This is a genomic window from Kluyvera huaxiensis, assembly GCF_040149365.1.
In the GTDB taxonomy this organism is placed as follows: Bacteria; Pseudomonadota; Gammaproteobacteria; order Enterobacterales; family Enterobacteriaceae; genus Kluyvera; species Kluyvera intermedia_A.
The window spans coordinates 320,797-337,349 of record NZ_JBEFLV010000002.1 but is presented as its reverse complement, the minus strand read 5'-3'; the positions used below and the strand labels follow the sequence as shown (position 1 = coordinate 337,349).

Here is a 16,553-nt window from a genome sequence, read left to right as displayed (position 1 = left end):
AGCAAGGTTCAGCTCTCTATTAAAAAATCAAAATATTTTTGCATTTAAAATGAAACGCATTTTTATTTATTTTTATAAGGAATAACTGAGAGTCAGGTCAAGATTTGACCCGTGTAAAAAATAGTCGATAGCAGAAATGAGAGTGGCGTCACCCAAAACAGGCGATAGCGCTGATAGACAAAGCCCGCTCAGTGCTGAGCGGGCTTTAGCGGTAAGTTAGCTTTTACCGGAGGTGCGGCGCTGCAGCTGGTCGCGTAGATTCGGTGGCGTACCTTTGATGGTTAAGGTATCAGTGGCCGGATCCCAGTAGATTCGTTCGCCCAGCAGCATGGCATCGAAATTAATCGTCAGCCCGCCACCGCTACCGGCAAATTTGGTCAACTGGCGCAGCGTGCTGCGGTCTGCCGGGAAACTCTCTTCCAGCTCGTAGCCTTTCTCTGCGGTAAACTCGCTGAAGCTCACTTCGCTGACGCCGGAAAGTTCCTTCGACAGTGATTCCAGTTCAATCTCTTCACCCGCCTGTAGCTGTTCGTTGCAGTAGCTGTAAACCTGCTGGCGCACGTTCTGGCGTTCGTTTTTATCGAGCTGGGCTTCGGCTGCAAAGTCATCGACGGCCTGTAACAGGCCTCGGTTTTGCACCTTGGCGTTCAACCCTTCGCTTGCGCCGAGGAAGTCCATAAAGAAATCAGCCACTTTGCGCCCAACGCGTCCTTTCAGGAAGGTCAGGTAACGGGTTGATTCCGGGTTGGTTTCCCATTCGGTGAGGTCAATACGTGCCACAATATCCGCATGGTTGATATCCAGATAGTGGGTGGCGCTGATATCTAATTGCTCATTCACACGCATGCTATTGAGGTTGTTTAGCACCGCCACCAGCAAATATTCGACTGCCAGATAGCGGTAGTGGCAGAACAGAACGATACCGCCGTCAGCAAACGGGTATTTCGCCAGCTCATCGCGTAGACGACCCGTCGCCGCACGGCTGAACGCGAGGAAATCTTCCTCGCCCTGACGCTGCAACTTAAGCGCCTGCGCCAGTTCACTCTCTTCGGTAAACAGACCGTACGCTTTGTTTTTCGCGCTATACACCCGATGTAGCTCAGCCATCATTTCTTCAACCGGCGCGGTGGGCTCCAGCAACGAATCGCGCAGCACAACATCCAGGTTTTGCTCGTCGCGTTTGACGAGCTGATGCAAAGCAATCTGGTCGATATCCAGACTCATGTTAAACTCTCCTTTAAGATCGGGTGTATTCAACCACCCCCGATGCAACAGTGCAACTCGCACATTACCGCGGTGGTGGCAGTATAATGGCGAAAGGATAACGCGTTACGCTGAAAAAAAGCGGAAAAAATACTGCTGCTACGGTAATATACTGCCCTTTAATGAACGGACCGATTTCGATTTATGCCACAACAATCCCGCTATAGTGATGAACACGTCGAACAGCTGCTGAGCGAGCTCGCCAACGTACTGGAAGAACATAAGACCCCAACCGACCTGTCGTTGATGGTGCTGGGTAATATGGTCACCAACCTGATTAACAGCAGCGTAGCTCCGGCTCAACGCCAGGCTATCGCACGTTCTTTCGCCCAGGCGCTGCAGTCTTCTATTGACAGCGATCCTGCGCACTAAGGGTACAAGCAACAGTTTATGGTGACACATCGTCAGCCTTATCGAGAAAAAGTCTCCCAGATGGTTAGCTGGGGGCACTGGTTCGCCCTGTTCAACATGCTGTTGGCTATGGTGCTCGGTAGTCGCTATCTTTTTGTCGCCGACTGGCCGACGACGCTGGCAGGTCGGATCTTTTCCTACATCAGCCTTGTCGGGCATTTCAGCTTTCTGGTGTTCTCCACCTATCTGCTGATCTTGTTCCCCCTGACCTTTATCGTCATGTCCCAGCGCCTGATGCGCTTCCTGTCAGCCATTCTGGCGACAGCGGGCATGACTTTGCTGCTTATCGATAGCGAGGTCTTTACCCGTTTCCACCTGCACCTCAACCCGGTGGTGTGGGAACTGGTGATAAACCCCGACCAGAATGAAATGGCGCGCGACTGGCAGCTGATGTTTATCAGCGTGCCGGTGATTTTGCTGGTCGAGATGCTCTTTGCCACCTGGAGTTGGCAAAAACTGCGCAGCCTGACGCGCCGCCGCCACTATGCGCGGCCTGTCGCCTGGTTCTTCTTCGCCTCATTCATCGCCTCGCACGTGATGTACATTTGGGCGGATGCCAATTTCTATCGTCCGGTGACTATGCAGCGCGCCAACCTGCCGCTCTCTTATCCAATGACGGCTCGCCGTTTTCTGGAAAAACATGGTCTGCTTGATGCTCAGGAGTATCAGCGCCGCCTGATTGAACAAGGCGATCCTGAAGCCGTTACCGTCCAGTATCCGCTAAGCGATCTGCGCTACCGCGATATGGGTGCCGGGAAAAATGTGCTGCTGATTACCATCGACGGGCTGAACTACTCGCGCTACGAGCAGCAGATGCCGTCGCTGGCGAGCTTCGCCAATGACAACGTGAATTTCACCCAGCATATGAGCGCCGGTAACACCGCGGACAACGGCATTTTTGGCCTGTTCTACGGCATTTCTCCAGGCTATATGGATGGTGTGCTCGCTGCGCGTATGCCTGCGGCGCTAATTAGCGCCCTCAACCAACAGGGCTATCAGCTGGGTTTATTCTCCTCTGACGGCTTTACCAGCCCAATCTATCGTCAGGCGTTGCTATCCGATTTCTCATTGCCGCCAAGCAAGTCACAGAACGATACGCAGACTGCCAGCCAGTGGATAAGCTGGCTGAATAATAATGCTCAGGATGAAAACCGCTGGTTCTCATGGGTTTCGTTTAACGGCACCACGGTCAACAATACTGAGCTCAGCGATCGCCAGTACTCCCGTGCAGCAGCTGACGTCGACACGCAGATTGGTCGCGTGTTGGATACGCTGCGTGAGTCCGGCAAGCTTAACGATACGGTGGTCATTATTACCGCAGGCCACGGCGTTGCGCTGAACAACCAGAAGAGCAATTCCGACTGGTCGCGCGCGCGACTGCAGGTTCCGCTGGTCATCCATTGGCCGGGTACACCGGCGCAGCGTATCGATATGCTGACCGACCATAAAGATATTATGACCACCCTGATGCAACGCCTGCTGCATGTCAGCACCCCGGCGAATGAGTACTCTCAGGGTCAGGATCTGTTCAGCGCCACCCGTCGGCACAATTGGGTCACAGCGGCGGATAACAGCACGCTGGCGATTACGACGCCGACCATTACTGTGGTGCTAGACCACAACGGCCACTATAAAACGTGGACCGCCGCGGGTGAGAAGGAACACGATCCAAAACCGCAGCTCAGCTTGCTGCTACAGGTACTGACTGAAGAAAAACGCTTCATCGCTAACTGATTGATTAATTGTGAATCAGTCGACAGTTGCCCGCTTGCAATCAGCGATAAAAGCAGTAGTATTTCTGTCATATGTCGGCACGTAGCGCAGCCTGGTAGCGCATCGTCATGGGGTGGCGAGGGTCGAGAGTTCAAATCTCTCCGTGCCGACCAAAAGTTAACAGAAACCAGCCTTTTCGGGGCTGGTTTTTTTATGTTTGCTGATCTGTGCATCAAGACCGATATGGCGCATTGATTCGCTGAAATTTTAGTCAGGATATTTTCGTAGCTGCTGTACTGCTTTTTCAAGCCCGTTAATATCGGTACTGGAGAGCAGTGGCTGAAGGGAAAGGATTTCATCTTCGTTCAGTTCATAGAGATTTAATGCCCGTATACGTGCAACGTCCGGTTCCGCGAAACGATATTTAATAAACCTTGCCGGATTTCCGCCATATACCGCATACGGCGGGACGTCTTTAGTGACCACCGCCCCTGCGGCAACAACCGCGCCCTCACCTATCGTGACGCCAGGCATGATCATGGCGCGCATACCAATCCAACATCCATCTTTTAGCACGGTATTACCGCGCTCCTGATAACACGCTTCAATGGACTCCGCAAAAGGGTAAAGGCTAATCCAGTCCATCCGATGAGTATGATTTCCTCCCATCAGGATAACTGCCTCGGCCGCAATACAGACAAAATTACCGATTATCAATTGGTCCACGGGCCCTAATGGCGGCCACTGCTGACTCAACGCGCTGCCGTGCAGGTAACGCACGACTGAGCGTTCAAAGCCGTGATCCCAACAGTCGCTGTAGTAGCTGCGAGTCCCTTTAATAATAATGTTTGGATTGGTGACTGTTAGGTGCAAATACTCAACTTCTGTCCAGTGTTTATCATTCATTTTTTTTCGTAACTCGATGAATTGAGGTTAGTTTGTCGTCATGAAGGGGTATTTTACTCTTAAAGGTAGAGAGGCGGTCAACCTGAAGTTTTCACAATAACTATTGATACGTTCACTCATACAGTCAAATATCAATCCAGATTCGTTGAGAATGACTTTCATGCGATTTGAGTCGTTTGATTATTTTTACGTTAACTTAACAGACATGAAGCAATCAATAATAATTATTGCCTTTATTGTTTTACAGAATAGATATATCCGGCATGAAAACAAAAATAAAAAAGGAGCTATCAAAGCCCCTTAATATTTGAAATAGTTCTCAATTAATAGTGATATCCACCACCGCTACGACCACCGCCGATATGGTCGCCGCCACCTAAACCATGCGCACTGTTAGAGTTAGCCGCATTATTTTCGCCGTTACCTGTGCCAGCGTGTTCATGAGTTCCATTATTATGGTTGTTATGGTTACTCCATGCATCACCAGCAAAAGGAGGATGCTTAGTAACAACATAGCCTGGAACATTAACACCAGTCGCAGGACGTGTCGAAGTACCGGAATAGATAGGTGTCTGAGTATTGTTAGTTGGGTTCACCTGTGAAACTAAACCGGGGTTATTTTTGGTTCCGTAATTATTCACTTGTGAAGTCAGGCTAGGGTTTCCCTTAGTGCCGTAGTTAGCAACTGACTGAGCAGCAGCATTAGCAGCCGCTTGTTCTGCACTGTTTAAATCAGCACTAGCTTGAGCACGTTCTGAATCGATACCATTAACCGTATCGACCATTGAATCAGCATCACGGCCTTGAGAATTTTTAGCATCTTCATAACCATTATTAACAGCATCGCCGTAACGATCCATATGGGCCGCATGTTCTTGAGCCTGAGACAAATCAACAGCACTAGCAGTAAAAGAAGACGCTGTTAAAATAATTAAAGAAACGATTGAAAGTTTCATATGAAATACCATCACCCAGAGTTAAATATTTGTATAAATATAAAATAAATTAGAGAGCTATCAGCAGGGGAAAGGAATCTATTACTACTTATAAAGAATTACAATAGTTAAAACAAAATTCACTCTGTTTTTATGTTGAGGTAATACCACTTACTCCTTGTTATAAATTCAAAATGATTATTTTAGATTTAATTTTTAATAATATGTATCACTATTGTTTTTTAATAACAGTTGATACGTAACGTATACTTTATGAACAGTATGCAAGTACGCTGTAGAAAGAGGCGCAGAGGTTTCTCCAGCAGAGACTTATCTTAAGGCGGTAAACTGCAGGGCATATCCTGGCTGCCCTGCTGCCCTTTATTCCTTCACCTTTTGGAAAACATCGACCCAACCGGTTGAACCAACGTGATGTACCTCAACCACGTCACCTTTAAATAACAAATAGTTGCGATCATTACTGATGATTTTATAGCGGCCGGGCTTCACTTTCTCAGCAACGTCATAAATGCTGCGGCTACCCTTGTCGTCGACAAACCAATAGCGGATGCGGTTTTGGAAGGTGTCAGGACCAACCACCAGCGTCTTGAAGCTGTACTTTGTCTCCACTGCTTTGTAAGTGCCTTCATAGCCGTTGGCATAGGCGGTTGCACTACAAATAAATAGGCATAACAAAAAAAGAAGACGTTTCATAAAGTGAATCCCGGTAAAAATCTCAGTATTGCGCCATTATTTTGCTATCCGCCAGCGGCTATCAAAATGCGCCTGATACTGGCCAATAACGGCGGGTTCATCACGGATAAGCAGAACATTCTCGGAGTTAGCCACCTCGGCAGATTTAGCAAAGTTAAACGAACCCGTTTCCAGCGTATTGTCATCAATAATCATTAGCTTGTCATGCTGAAGGTGGTAGTGATCGTCAAGGCGAAGCTCAACGCCATTTGCCTGAGCCAGCGCGATGGCCTTCTGACTCACGCGACCTTTATTGCGCCGTTTATCAATCACCGCCCTCACCTTTACGCCGCGTTTTTCGGCACGAACTAAAGCTTCGACAATATCCTGCGCCTGGAAGGAGTAGGCCATCATATCAATCGACCGCTGGGCCTGATTGATTGACGCAAGCACCAGTGCGCGAGCAGAGCCTTCTGGGGAAAAGCCCACCTGTACCGAAGCGTTCGCCGCAGAGATAGAAACCAACATTGTGGCTATAATTACCAATCGTTTGATCATGAATCACTCCGCGGAATGTCCGGACAGCATCGTTAATAGAACGAAGTGATAATCGCTACAATTATTAACTAACTCAATATATAGAACTATTCCTAATGCAAAATTCAGTAAAATACGATTACCATTGATGTCAGGAATGATATTCTCCTCTTGTTGCATACTGATATAAAGGATGAACAGTGAAAAACACACATAAACTTGCCGCTTCATTACTCGCCATTGCCTGTGCCTCCAGCACCGCCTGGGCTGCAGAACAGCCGCTGGAAAAGGTCGCCCCTTATCCGCAGGCGCAGAAAGGCATGAAGCGTCAGGTCATTCAGTTGCCGGTACAGAAAGATGAATCTACCTATAAGGTAGAGTTATTGATTGGTCAGACGCTGGACGTCGACTGCAACCACCATCGCCTGGGCGCTAAGCTGGAAAGCAAGACGCTGGAAGGCTGGGGTTACGACTACTACGTCGTTGAGAAAGTCAGTGGGCCAATGTCCACCATGATGGCTTGTCCTAACCAGAAGAAAACCAAGCAATTTGTTAGCGCAACGCTGGGTGATGATGGCATGCTGCGTTACAACAGCAAACTGCCAATCGTGGTCTATACCCCGGATAACGTCGACGTGAAATATCGCGTGTGGCAAGCACAGGAAACCGTGCAGGATGCCGTTGTGCGTTAATCGCAAAATCCAGAGCCCTTCCCCTGGAATTTAGAAACAAAAAACCGGCCCGCAGGCCGGTTTTTTTATGCCATAAACTTACAGCGCAATATCCGCGACTTCTTTCACTTCGAGCGGCTTCGCTGGGACCTGCACCGCCGGGACCGGATCGGCCTCACGCGCAACTTCATGACGCAGCCCCAGTACTTCACTGGTGTAAGCCAGCGTTTTGTCGATCAAATGCGGATTCTCGGTGAGCGTCGAGCCATAAGTAGGCACTACGGCGCGGATCTTCTCCTGCCATTCGGCGGTCTGCATTTTGTCTTTAAACACTTTTTCCAGCAGATCCAGCATGATCGGCGCCGCCGTTGATGCGCCTGGAGATGCCCCTAGCAGCGCGGCAACGGTGCCTTCATCATCACTCACTACTTCGGTGCCCAGACGCAGGACGCCGCCAATACGCGCATCACGTTTGATAATCTGCACGCGCTGGCCCGCCTGCCATAGGCGCCAGTCCTGTTTTTTCGCCATTGGATAGTAAGCACGCAGCGCTGCATGGCGATCTTTATCCTTCTGCAGCACCTGGCCGACCAGATATTTGACCAGGTCAAAGTTATCCAGCCCCACGTTGAGCATCGGCAGAATATTTGATTTGTTGGTGGATGCCAGTAGATCCCACAGCGACCCATTTTTCAGGAAACGGGTTGAGAAGGTGGCAAACGGCCCAAACAGCACCACACGCTTCCCGTCAATGATACGGGTATCGATATGCGGCACCGACATCGGCGGTGCACCAACCGAAGCCTGGCCGTAGACTTTCGCCAGGTGGTGATTTACCACCTCAGGGTTGTCGCACACCAGGAACTGGCCGCCAACCGGGAAGCCCGCATACTCTTTGGCCTGCGGGATTTTGGTCTGCTGCATCAGCTTCAGCGCTGCACCACCGGCGCCAATAAAGATGAATTTCGCTTTGATGGTGCGTTTTTCGTGGCTGTTGTTGGCATCAGAAACCGTGACGTTCCAGCTGTTATCCGCATTGCGACGGAAACGGCGGACCACGGTGTTGAGCTGTAACGTGAAACGGTCGTGTGTTTTGAGCGCGTTAATCATCTGGCGGGTGATCTCGCCATAGTTAACGTCGGTGCCTGCTTCAGTACGGGTGGCGGCAATTTTCTGCTGCGGATCGCGCCCTTCCATCACCAGCGGCGCCCACTGTTTAATCTGTTCGTGGTCTTCAGAGTAGCGCATGCCGTTAAACAGCGGGCTCTTTTGCAACGCACGATAACGCGCGCGTAGGAAGTTAACGTTGTCATCGCCCCACACAAAACTCATGTGTGGCACGGTGTTGATAAAGCTTTTCGGCTGCGTCAGCACGCCGCGGGTCACCTGGTGCGCCCAGAACTGACGGGAAATCTGGAAGGCTTCGTTAATATCAATGGCTTTTTCAATGCTGACCGAGCCATCGGCTTTTTGCGGGGTATAGTTGAGTTCCATCAACGCCGAGTGGCCAGTGCCAGCGTTGTTCCAGCCGTTAGAGCTCTCTTCCGCCACGCTCTCCATCTGCTCAACCATGGTAATCGACCAGTCTGGCTCAAGCTCCTGCAGCCATGTACCCAGCGTGGCGCTCATAATTCCGCCACCGATCAGCAATACATCTGTCTCGTGCACCTCACGAGTCTTCGCCTTAGTCGCCACAGAAACCGTCTCGGTACCCGAGTTCTGTGCGTTGGGTACAGCTTTGTTTTTTTTCATCGTAGGGGGCCTTACTTGACTTGCGATTTGTTACATGCAGGTAAAAACATCCGTACGGTTACGTTACCACCAGGCGGGTTGAATTTAAATATTGTTTAAAATTTAAGTTGAGTTTTGAGATCTGTTATTAAAATGTTTAATAAATGTGTACAGAAAATGAGATTTGGTACTGGTAGAGTGTGACGGGAAGCGGTATTATTCTCCCCTTTGTGATGGTACGCACGGAAGCAGTGGCTTATGGAAAACCGGCCATCGATAACCTGCGAATAACCTATGTCAAACACCTCTCCTGGCAGTTCCTTCGTTACAATTTTACAATCGCCTACGCTTTTGACCCGTGAAGTACTGGCTGGCGTCATCACCGCCCTTGCGCTGATCCCAGAAGTTATCTCGTTTTCAGTGATTGCTGGCGTCGACCCCAAAGTCAGCCTGATTGCTTCCGTGGTGTTATGCCTGTCGATGTCGTTTCTCGGCGGTCGCCCGGCGATGGTCACTGCGGCAGCCGGTTCGGTGGCATTGGTTATCGGACCAATGGTACACCAGCACGGGGTGGCATACATTTTGCCAGCTGTGGTCATGGCGGGGTTGATTCAAATTCTATTTGCGCTGTGCGGCATGGCAAAACTGATGCGCTTTATCCCCGCATCGGTAATGAGCGGTTTTGTTAACGCGCTGGGTATCCTCATCTTCTTCGCCCAGGTGCCCCACTTCTGGAGCCGCAGCCCGCTTATCGTCGCGCTCTTTGCCGCCACTATCTTGATTGTGCTGTGGCTACCAAAAGTCGTGAAAAGCATCCCTTCGCCGCTGGTTGCGGTGGTTTTATTAACGCTATATACCGCGACGAGTGGGCAAATTCTCCCGACCGTTGGCGACGAAGGCTCCATGACAGGCGGTTTACCGGGCTTCACCCAGTGGTTGGTGCCGTTTAACCTCGATACGCTGCAGATTATCTGGCCATGCGCGCTGAGCATTGCTTTTGTCGGGCTGATGGAGTCGCTACTCACCGCCAAACTGGTGGATGATTTGACCCACACGCCGTCAAACAAAACCCGCGAAAGCGCCGGCCTGGGCATCGCCAATATCCTGGCGGGCTGCTACGGCGGTATCGCGGGCTGTGCGATGATTGGTCAAACCATCGTTAACGTTGAGATGGGCAAAGGCCGCAGCCGTGTTTCCACCCTCGCTGCCGCGCTGGTGCTGCTGCTGTTGGTAACCGCCTTAAGCGAAGTGATGGCGATGATCCCAATGTCGGTACTGGCGGGGATTATGGTGATTGTGGCGTTTAAGACCTTTAGCTGGCAGAGTCTCCAGCCCGCGACGCTTAAACGCACGCCGTGGCCGGAAACGCTGGTGATGATAGTCACCGTCGCCGCGACGGTCAGCACCGGTAATCTGGCCATCGGCGTACTGGCAGGGATCGTAATGATGCTGTTGGTACCCGCCCGTTTGAAGCAGCGGGCAAAGCTTAAAGCAGAAACACCGTCGCCAGTCCGAGAAAAATAAAGAAGCCCCCGGTGTCGGTGATCGCGGTGATCATCACGCTTGAGCCGACCGCCGGGTCGCGGCCAAACTTGACCATGATCATCGGGATCAGCACCCCCATGACCGAAGCCACCAGCAGGTTTAAGATCATCGCCAGCGACATCACCGCGCCCAGATGCATGTCGTCATACAAGAACCAGGTCACGCCGCCCATAATCCCGCCCCAGACGACGCCGTTAATCAGCGCTACGCCCATTTCTCGCAGGATCAAGAACGAGAAGTTACCCGGCTGAATGTGCTGCAACGCCAGCGCACGTACAATCATGGTGATGGTCTGGTTGCCGGTGTTACCGCCAATCCCCGCGACGATAGGCATCAGCGAAGCCAGCGCCACCAGTTGCGAAATAGTGTGTTCAAAACCATCGATCACTCGCGAAGCGATAAACGCGGTGCAGAGGTTAATAGCCAGCCACGCCCAACGAGTTTTCACCGCTTTCATCACCGGAGCATAGACATCTTCATCGCTGCTCAAGCCCCCCATTCGACGTAAATCGCTGTCGGTCTCTTCATAAACCACATCAACGATCTCATCGATGGTCAAACGTCCCATCAGCTTACCCTGAGTATCAATGACCGCGGCGCTGATCAGGTTGTCACGTTCGAAGGTACGCGCAACGCTCTCCGACTTCTCCTCCGGATGGAAAGCTACCGGATCCGCTTCCATCACCTCATGCACGAGGCGATCGGCCGGATTAAGCAGAATCGTTTTCAGCTCCAGTTCACCAATCAGCGTTTGGTCGCGTTTGATAACAAACAGCTTATCGGTGTTCTCCGGCATTTTGCCCAGCCGACGCAGGAAACGCTGCACCGAAGCCAGCGTGACGTCAGGCCGAATGGTGATCACCTCAAACTCCATGATCGAACCAACGCGGTCGTGGGCATAGTTCATCACCTGACGTACGCGCGCGCGTTCTTCAGGGGTCATTGAGGCCAGCAGGCGTCCGGTCAGGTCGCGCGGCAGGTGCTGAACGAGGTAGATCTGTTCGTCAATATCCAGCGTTTGCAGTGCATCGAGCAACGCCCGGTCGCTCATATCTTCGATGAGGTCATCCCAGACGTTCTCCGATGCTTCCAGCAACACCTTCCCGCGACGATCGTCTTCGATCATGTTCCACAGAGCATGACGCTCTTCTGACGGCAACGCTTCCAGGGTATCGGCGAGATCCGGCGGCTGAAGGTGGGCCACCAGCATGCCGACCTCCGCAAGATCGTCAGCCAGCGCGCTTTCATCATACTGCTCGGCTAGCGTCAGTTTGCCCAGTAGCGCTGAGGTAATGGCCTTATCGGTGGTGAGCAACCAGATAAGGCGCATACGCTCTTCATCGCGCAGCCGGGCGCTGTTCTTCTTCAACAGAGACATGAATAATCCTTATTCGTGAAGGTTCGCCCAATCGAATGACTGGGCGCTCTAAGCATAGCGCGGGGTGATGTAAAAAAGGTTAAACCGGCCGCTCAAGCGTTGAAAAAAACAGCAGAGCGGCCAAAAAATCACGCAGTACGGGCCACAGCATCTCGCGAGGCGCGTTCACGCTCTTCACCCACCAGCTCACTGAGCTGGCCGTTGCGCATCTCCAGCAGGCGGTCCGCATGCACAAAGTAGTGGTCGTCATGGCTGATGGCGAAAATGGTTTTGCCCATTTGCTGCATCAGCGGCAGCAACACCTGATAAAACTCGCGGCGGAAGTGCGGATCCTGATCGGCGGCCCATTCATCCAGCATGATGATATCTCGCTCTTCCGCCAACGCCAGCAGCAACGCCACACGCTTCTTCTGGCCCTTGGATAATTTCAGGTCCAGAATGCGGCCATTATCGAGTTTGACCTTATGGGTCATCTGCAGCTGAGTCAGCCATTTATCGACCAGTTGAGGATTCGCCTGTTGACCATCCGGTCCCAGTAAATGCTCAAACAGCCAGACATCGGTAAACACCGCCGAAAAGAGCTTGCGATAGTCCTCCGGTTTCTCCGCCGCCAGCGGTTGGCCGTCGAGAAGGATTTGCCCCGAAACCGGCTGATAAAGCCCGGTAAGCAGCATTGCCAGAGTGGATTTACCGCTACCGTTGCCGCCAATCAGGAACACCAGTTCACCGCGTTTTAGCGTCAAATTCAGCGGGCCAACGGCAAAGGTATTGTCTTCATAGTGGAAGCTCACATCGCGCAGCTCAAGGGTCTGCCAGTTCGGATGTGCCACGGGCTGCGGGAAATCTTCCTGATACGGCGCCAACGAGAATTTATTCAGCTTGTTGAATGCCACCTGCGCGCTTAACAGCGTCGGCAGTGCGCCCACCGCCGACAGCAGCGGTGTACGCAGGAACAACAGCGTCAATGAATAGGTGGCGGCAACGTTGGTATCAGCCCAGCCCAGGCCGTTGGCCATCCAGAACACCAGGCCAATAGCGCCAAGCATCATAATATTCGACCAGTTGACCGCGCTCAGGTGGAAGGTATCCGCCCGCACAATATGGTGACGATAGGCTTTCGCATCCGGTGTGAACTGTTGTTCAAACACGTACTCCGCGCGCTCGCGGTTGAGCGTCAGCTCTTTGCGCCCTTCCAGCACCGTCTGATAGTCGTTGTACAGCCGGTCTTCGGTTTCACGCAGCGTCGCCATATGTTTATACACACGTGCCACCAGCAGAAAACCGCCCCAAATGGTCAGTGCCACCCACAGCGCGGTGATCAGCAGCATTTTGGTCGACAGCACTGCCAGATAGGCGGCAGAACCGAAAGTCAGAATAATCCCCTGCACCAGTTCAGGCAGGCGCACAAAGGCGATGGTGATAGCCCGAATGTCGCTGGTCAGCCCCGCCAGCAAAGAAGCGCTGCCAAGCTTTTCTACCCGCTCAATCTGCGTATCGAGGATACGTTTGATAAATTCGCGACGCAGCCGATAAACAAAGTGATGTCCCAGCGTCGTCAATGCCAGCTGAGAGCCGAGCGTGACCGCCATCAGCAGTAGCAACAGACCAAGAAATTCCGGCAGTACGGTGAAAGTGGTATCTGCCGTCTCAATCAGACGGACGTTGATAAAGGCGATAAGCCCGATACCCAGCGCCGCGCTGAGCAGACTCAGGGCCATCACGCCAATAAAAGGCCAGCGGTATTGACGCCAGACGAGTAACAGAAGTTCCATAGCAGCAACCAGGCAAGAAAAAACAGCCCGCAGTGTAAACTGCTCAGAGGTTACATCAAGAATAATTCTTATTTTTATTCGTTATCAGGTGGCACAACGAAAGGTCAGATTATAGCGCCAGGGGCCAACCTGTGGATGGTTTCCCGCCTTAAGCGGTAGAACTGCGTGATAAAATAGTCGAGATTCGCCGCCCCACACCACCACATCACCGTGCTCAAGCCACACGCGCTGTAGCGGATCTGTACGTTTCAAACCACCAAACTGGAAGGTGGCGGGCAAACCGAGTGAGACGGAGACAATCGGCGCATCCAGTAATGCTTCATCTTTATCCTGATGCAGCGACAGTTTAGCCCCAGGCTGATAGCGGTTGATCAGGCAGGCATCTGGGCTAAACGTTGGGTAGCCCGCGCGGGCGGCAGCGCTCTGTGCCAGCCTGCGAAAACACTCCGGCATCGCAGGCCACGGCTTGCCTGTCAGCGGATCAATAGCGGCATAACAGTAGCCGTGACGGTCTGTGCTCCAGCCATATGGACCGCAGTTGGTCATCGCCACGGACATCGTGTAACCGCCCGGGGTCACCATCTGGCGAAAAGGAGAAATAGCCGCCACCTGTTCGATTGCAGCCAACAGCACCGCGCTTTGTTCACGCGCCTGGCGGCGAAGAATCACCGCGCCGGGTGCCAGCGGCTCAGACCACGGCGATTCATCAGCAAACAGATCCAGCATCAGCGCTCCTTTTCACGTTGCAAGAGTGCCGCTTTCCGCGCCACGCCCCAGCGGTAGCCAGAAAGTGAACCATCGCCGCGCACAACCCGGTGGCACGGCACCAGGATAGCCAGCCGGTTTGCCGCGCAGGCGCTGGCGACCGCGCGCACCGCTTGCGGATTACCAATACTCTGCGCCACCTGCTGGTAGCTGCGTGTTTCACCCACGGGTATAGCGCGCAGCGCCTGCCATACCTGCTGTTGAAACGCGGTGCCGCGAATATCTAAAGGTAAAGATAACGCTGTCGTCGGTTGATTGAGACTGGCGACAACAGCGGCAATTTGCTGGCTAAAGGCGGCATCAGCCGGCAGAAAACGCGCTGCCGGGAAGCTGCGCTGTAATTCATCTATCAGGGCAGACTCATCATCGCCCAACAGCACCGCACAAATTCCGCGCTCGCTTATCGCCACCAGGCAGCGCCCCAGTGAGCACTCACCTGTCGCATAGTGTATCTCTGTCGCCTTTCCACCCTGCCGATAGGTTTTCGCGCTCATACCAAGCATCTCATCCGCGTGCCGATAATAGCTGCTGCTGGTTGGAAATCCGGCCGCCAGTACCGCCTGGGTAACTGTTTCACCTTCACTTAATGATTCACGTAACCGCCGCGCTCGCCAGGCCTGCTGCCAGGCTTTCGGCGTCATGCCAGTGACCGATTTGAACATCCGATGAAAATGATACGGGCTGACCGCCACTGCCTGCGCGAGCGCATCCAGCGTGATGGGCGATTCCTGTTCCAGCAATCGACAGGCATAGGCGACTTTGTCGATTTTCTGCTGCTCAGGTGCCAGCGCGTTGGGCTGACAGCGTTTGCACGGGCGAAATCCCGCTGCCTGCGCCGCATCAGCATCCGGATAAAAACGGACATTGTGCCGCAGCGCGTGGCGGGCGCGACAGGATGGACGGCAAAAAATACCGGTAGTCTGTACGGCAAAAACAAACTGGCCGTCGGCCTCGGCATCGCGATTGAGCACCGCTTGCCAGCGATCCTCATCGGTATGTAATGTCTGAGATGTCATAACGGGCTCCTCCCTTGAGTGTAACCATCACTGTGCCCAAAGGGAGGAATTAAAAAACCCGCAATCTTGCTTTTTAATTTTTCCAGCTAACCAGGAAGGCCTCGAACTGCGGCGACATCCAGGTGGTGAAGCCGTCGCCTTCTTTCATAATCATGTACACCGCCAGCCCCTGCTCACGAACAACCTGCTGGGCTTTTTGCGGGCCTAATACCATCAGGCCGGTATCCCAACCATCGGCTTCCAGCGCGGTAGGCGCAATCACGGTGACTGAGACCAGTTTATGGGTGATTGGCCTCCCGGTTTGCGGATCGATAACGTGAGAGATCCGCTGGCCGTCCAGTTCATAGTAGTTACGATAGCTGCCGGATGTACTGATACCGTGACCATTAATATCGACAATGGCCTGTACCGCATTTTCCCGGTCCGTCGGTTTTTGAATTGCTACTCGCCACGGCTGACCATCGGCATTCATACCGCGGCTCACCAATGCGCCGCCCACCGAAACCAGGTAGCGAGAGATCCCCTCTTCGGTCATTAAGCGCGCCAGATGATCGGCAGCATAGCCCTCGCCGACGGTGGAAAGATCAACGAACAGGTCGGGGATCGATTTTTGCAGATACTGTCTGCCCGAGCGGTTGATAACGGAGAGAAAAGCCAGCCCGGTACGGGCTTTGGCGACGTCAATTTGCGCCTGAGTTGGCGTTTTGACCGGCTGTTTATCCGGGCCAAAACCCCATAAATTGACCAGCGGGCCCACGGTAATGTCCATGGCGCCCTGGGTTTTGTAGCCGATGCGCAGCGACTCGGTGACGATATCCGCCATCGCTTCATTAACAGGCCATGGCGTCAGGCTGCTTGAATGGTTAAAACGCATCAACGCCGAATCATTTTTCCACGTTGATAGCAGCTGATCGTCAGCGTCGAGCTGTTGTTGCACTTTTTGACGCAGCTGATCGGCCCGCGCATTATCAATACCAACAACGCTTACCCGCCAGAAGGTCCCCATGGTTTTGCCTTCAAGTACCGTCGCCGCCGCTTTTGGCGCGACGGGAGTGCTGGCGTTATCGCAGCCAGCCAGCAGTAAAACGACGCTCACCAGCGCCATACGTAAAAATGTCATTTCCATCCGTTATTACCCTCCTGCAATCGGCGCAAGAGTACACTAATTGATTTAATTTCGGCACAAAAAAAGGGGCCATATGGCCCCTTTTCGCGGT

Annotated in this window: 15 protein-coding genes and 1 tRNA gene; 5 read left to right on the top strand and 11 right to left on the bottom strand. The window is 52.6% G+C overall.

All coding sequences use genetic code 11. From position 1 onward, the window contains the following. Window positions 1-216: 216 nt before the first annotated feature. Window positions 217-1,224 (bottom strand): nucleoid-associated protein YejK, encoded by a 1,008-nt coding sequence (yejK, locus tag ABOC97_RS03720; RefSeq protein ID WP_234504206.1) that lies wholly within the window; start codon window positions 1,222-1,224, stop codon window positions 217-219. 183 nt (window positions 1,225-1,407) lie between these two features. On the opposite strand from yejK, the gene ABOC97_RS03715 reads away from it, so the two are divergent. The 3 genes from ABOC97_RS03715 to ABOC97_RS03705 all read left to right on the top strand — a co-directional run bounded on the left by ABOC97_RS03715 (window position 1,408) and on the right by ABOC97_RS03705 (window position 3,560). Beyond that, window positions 1,408-1,635 (top strand): YejL family protein, encoded by a 228-nt coding sequence (locus tag ABOC97_RS03715; protein ID WP_234504208.1) that lies wholly within the window; start codon window positions 1,408-1,410, stop codon window positions 1,633-1,635. Window positions 1,636-1,653: 18 nt separating this feature from the next. Beyond that, a complete protein-coding gene (gene yejM, locus ABOC97_RS03710) occupies window positions 1,654-3,408 on the top strand; it encodes an LPS biosynthesis-modulating metalloenzyme YejM (RefSeq protein WP_349594221.1) in 1,755 nt (584 codons plus the stop codon). Window positions 3,409-3,483: 75 nt separating this feature from the next. After that, window positions 3,484-3,560, top strand: a tRNA-Pro gene (locus tag ABOC97_RS03705). A gap of 94 nt (window positions 3,561-3,654) precedes the next feature. Here the strand turns inward: ABOC97_RS03705 and ABOC97_RS03700 are convergent. From ABOC97_RS03700 to ABOC97_RS03685, 4 genes are all read right to left on the bottom strand, one after another. Continuing rightward, window positions 3,655-4,293 carry a CatB-related O-acetyltransferase gene (locus ABOC97_RS03700; RefSeq protein ID WP_349594218.1) on the bottom strand — a complete coding sequence of 213 codons (639 nt, stop codon included), beginning with the start codon at window positions 4,291-4,293 and terminating at the stop codon, window positions 3,655-3,657. 323 nt (window positions 4,294-4,616) lie between these two features. Beyond that, window positions 4,617-5,249 carry a hypothetical protein gene (locus ABOC97_RS03695; protein WP_349594216.1) on the bottom strand — a complete coding sequence of 211 codons (633 nt, stop codon included), beginning with the start codon at window positions 5,247-5,249 and terminating at the stop codon, window positions 4,617-4,619. A 360-nt stretch (window positions 5,250-5,609) separates the two neighbouring features. Continuing rightward, window positions 5,610-5,942: a hypothetical protein gene (locus tag ABOC97_RS03690; protein WP_349594213.1), complete on the bottom strand. Its 333-nt coding sequence runs from the start codon at window positions 5,940-5,942 to the stop codon at window positions 5,610-5,612. Window positions 5,943-5,978: 36 nt separating this feature from the next. Continuing rightward, window positions 5,979-6,479, bottom strand: a complete 501-nt coding sequence (locus ABOC97_RS03685; protein ID WP_349594210.1) for a phospholipase D family nuclease — start codon at window positions 6,477-6,479, stop codon at window positions 5,979-5,981. 179 nt (window positions 6,480-6,658) lie between these two features. Between ABOC97_RS03685 and eco the strand changes: the two genes are divergently transcribed. Beyond that, window positions 6,659-7,150, top strand: coding sequence for a serine protease inhibitor ecotin (gene eco, locus ABOC97_RS03680; protein WP_234504219.1), 492 nt, complete (start codon window positions 6,659-6,661; stop codon window positions 7,148-7,150). Between the two features lie 78 nt (window positions 7,151-7,228). Here eco and mqo read toward each other — a convergent pair whose 3' ends face one another. Continuing rightward, the gene (gene mqo / locus ABOC97_RS03675; RefSeq protein WP_349594206.1) at window positions 7,229-8,881 is read right to left on the bottom strand and encodes a malate dehydrogenase (quinone); all 1,653 of its coding nucleotides are present in this window, start codon (window positions 8,879-8,881) and stop codon (window positions 7,229-7,231) included. Between the two features lie 273 nt (window positions 8,882-9,154). Here mqo and ABOC97_RS03670 point away from each other — a divergent pair, with 273 nt between their 5' ends. Then, window positions 9,155-10,384: a SulP family inorganic anion transporter gene (locus ABOC97_RS03670; protein ID WP_349594204.1), complete on the top strand. Its 1,230-nt coding sequence runs from the start codon at window positions 9,155-9,157 to the stop codon at window positions 10,382-10,384. On the opposite strand, the gene mgtE is transcribed toward ABOC97_RS03670, so the two are convergent. From mgtE to apbE, 5 genes are all read right to left on the bottom strand, one after another. Next, window positions 10,347-11,783, bottom strand: a complete 1,437-nt coding sequence (gene mgtE / locus ABOC97_RS03665; protein WP_349594201.1) for a magnesium transporter — start codon at window positions 11,781-11,783, stop codon at window positions 10,347-10,349. The two genes, ABOC97_RS03670 and mgtE, sit on opposite strands and share 38 nt — an antisense overlap. Window positions 11,784-11,911: 128 nt before the next feature. Beyond that, complete coding sequence (locus ABOC97_RS03660) at window positions 11,912-13,555, bottom strand: multidrug ABC transporter permease/ATP-binding protein (RefSeq protein ID WP_349594199.1); 1,644 nt, start codon at window positions 13,553-13,555, stop codon at window positions 11,912-11,914. Window positions 13,556-13,639: 84 nt separating this feature from the next. Beyond that, entirely contained in the window at window positions 13,640-14,281 is a 642-nt protein-coding gene (gene alkB, locus ABOC97_RS03655; protein WP_349594196.1) for a DNA oxidative demethylase AlkB, read from the bottom strand. Further along, window positions 14,281-15,336 carry a bifunctional DNA-binding transcriptional regulator/O6-methylguanine-DNA methyltransferase Ada gene (gene ada, locus ABOC97_RS03650; RefSeq protein ID WP_349594193.1) on the bottom strand — a complete coding sequence of 352 codons (1,056 nt, stop codon included), beginning with the start codon at window positions 15,334-15,336 and terminating at the stop codon, window positions 14,281-14,283. Before ada ends, alkB begins: the two co-directional genes overlap by 1 nt. A 73-nt stretch (window positions 15,337-15,409) precedes the next feature. After that, the gene (apbE, locus tag ABOC97_RS03645; RefSeq protein ID WP_349594190.1) at window positions 15,410-16,462 is read right to left on the bottom strand and encodes an FAD:protein FMN transferase ApbE; all 1,053 of its coding nucleotides are present in this window, start codon (window positions 16,460-16,462) and stop codon (window positions 15,410-15,412) included. Window positions 16,463-16,553 lie beyond the last annotated feature (91 nt).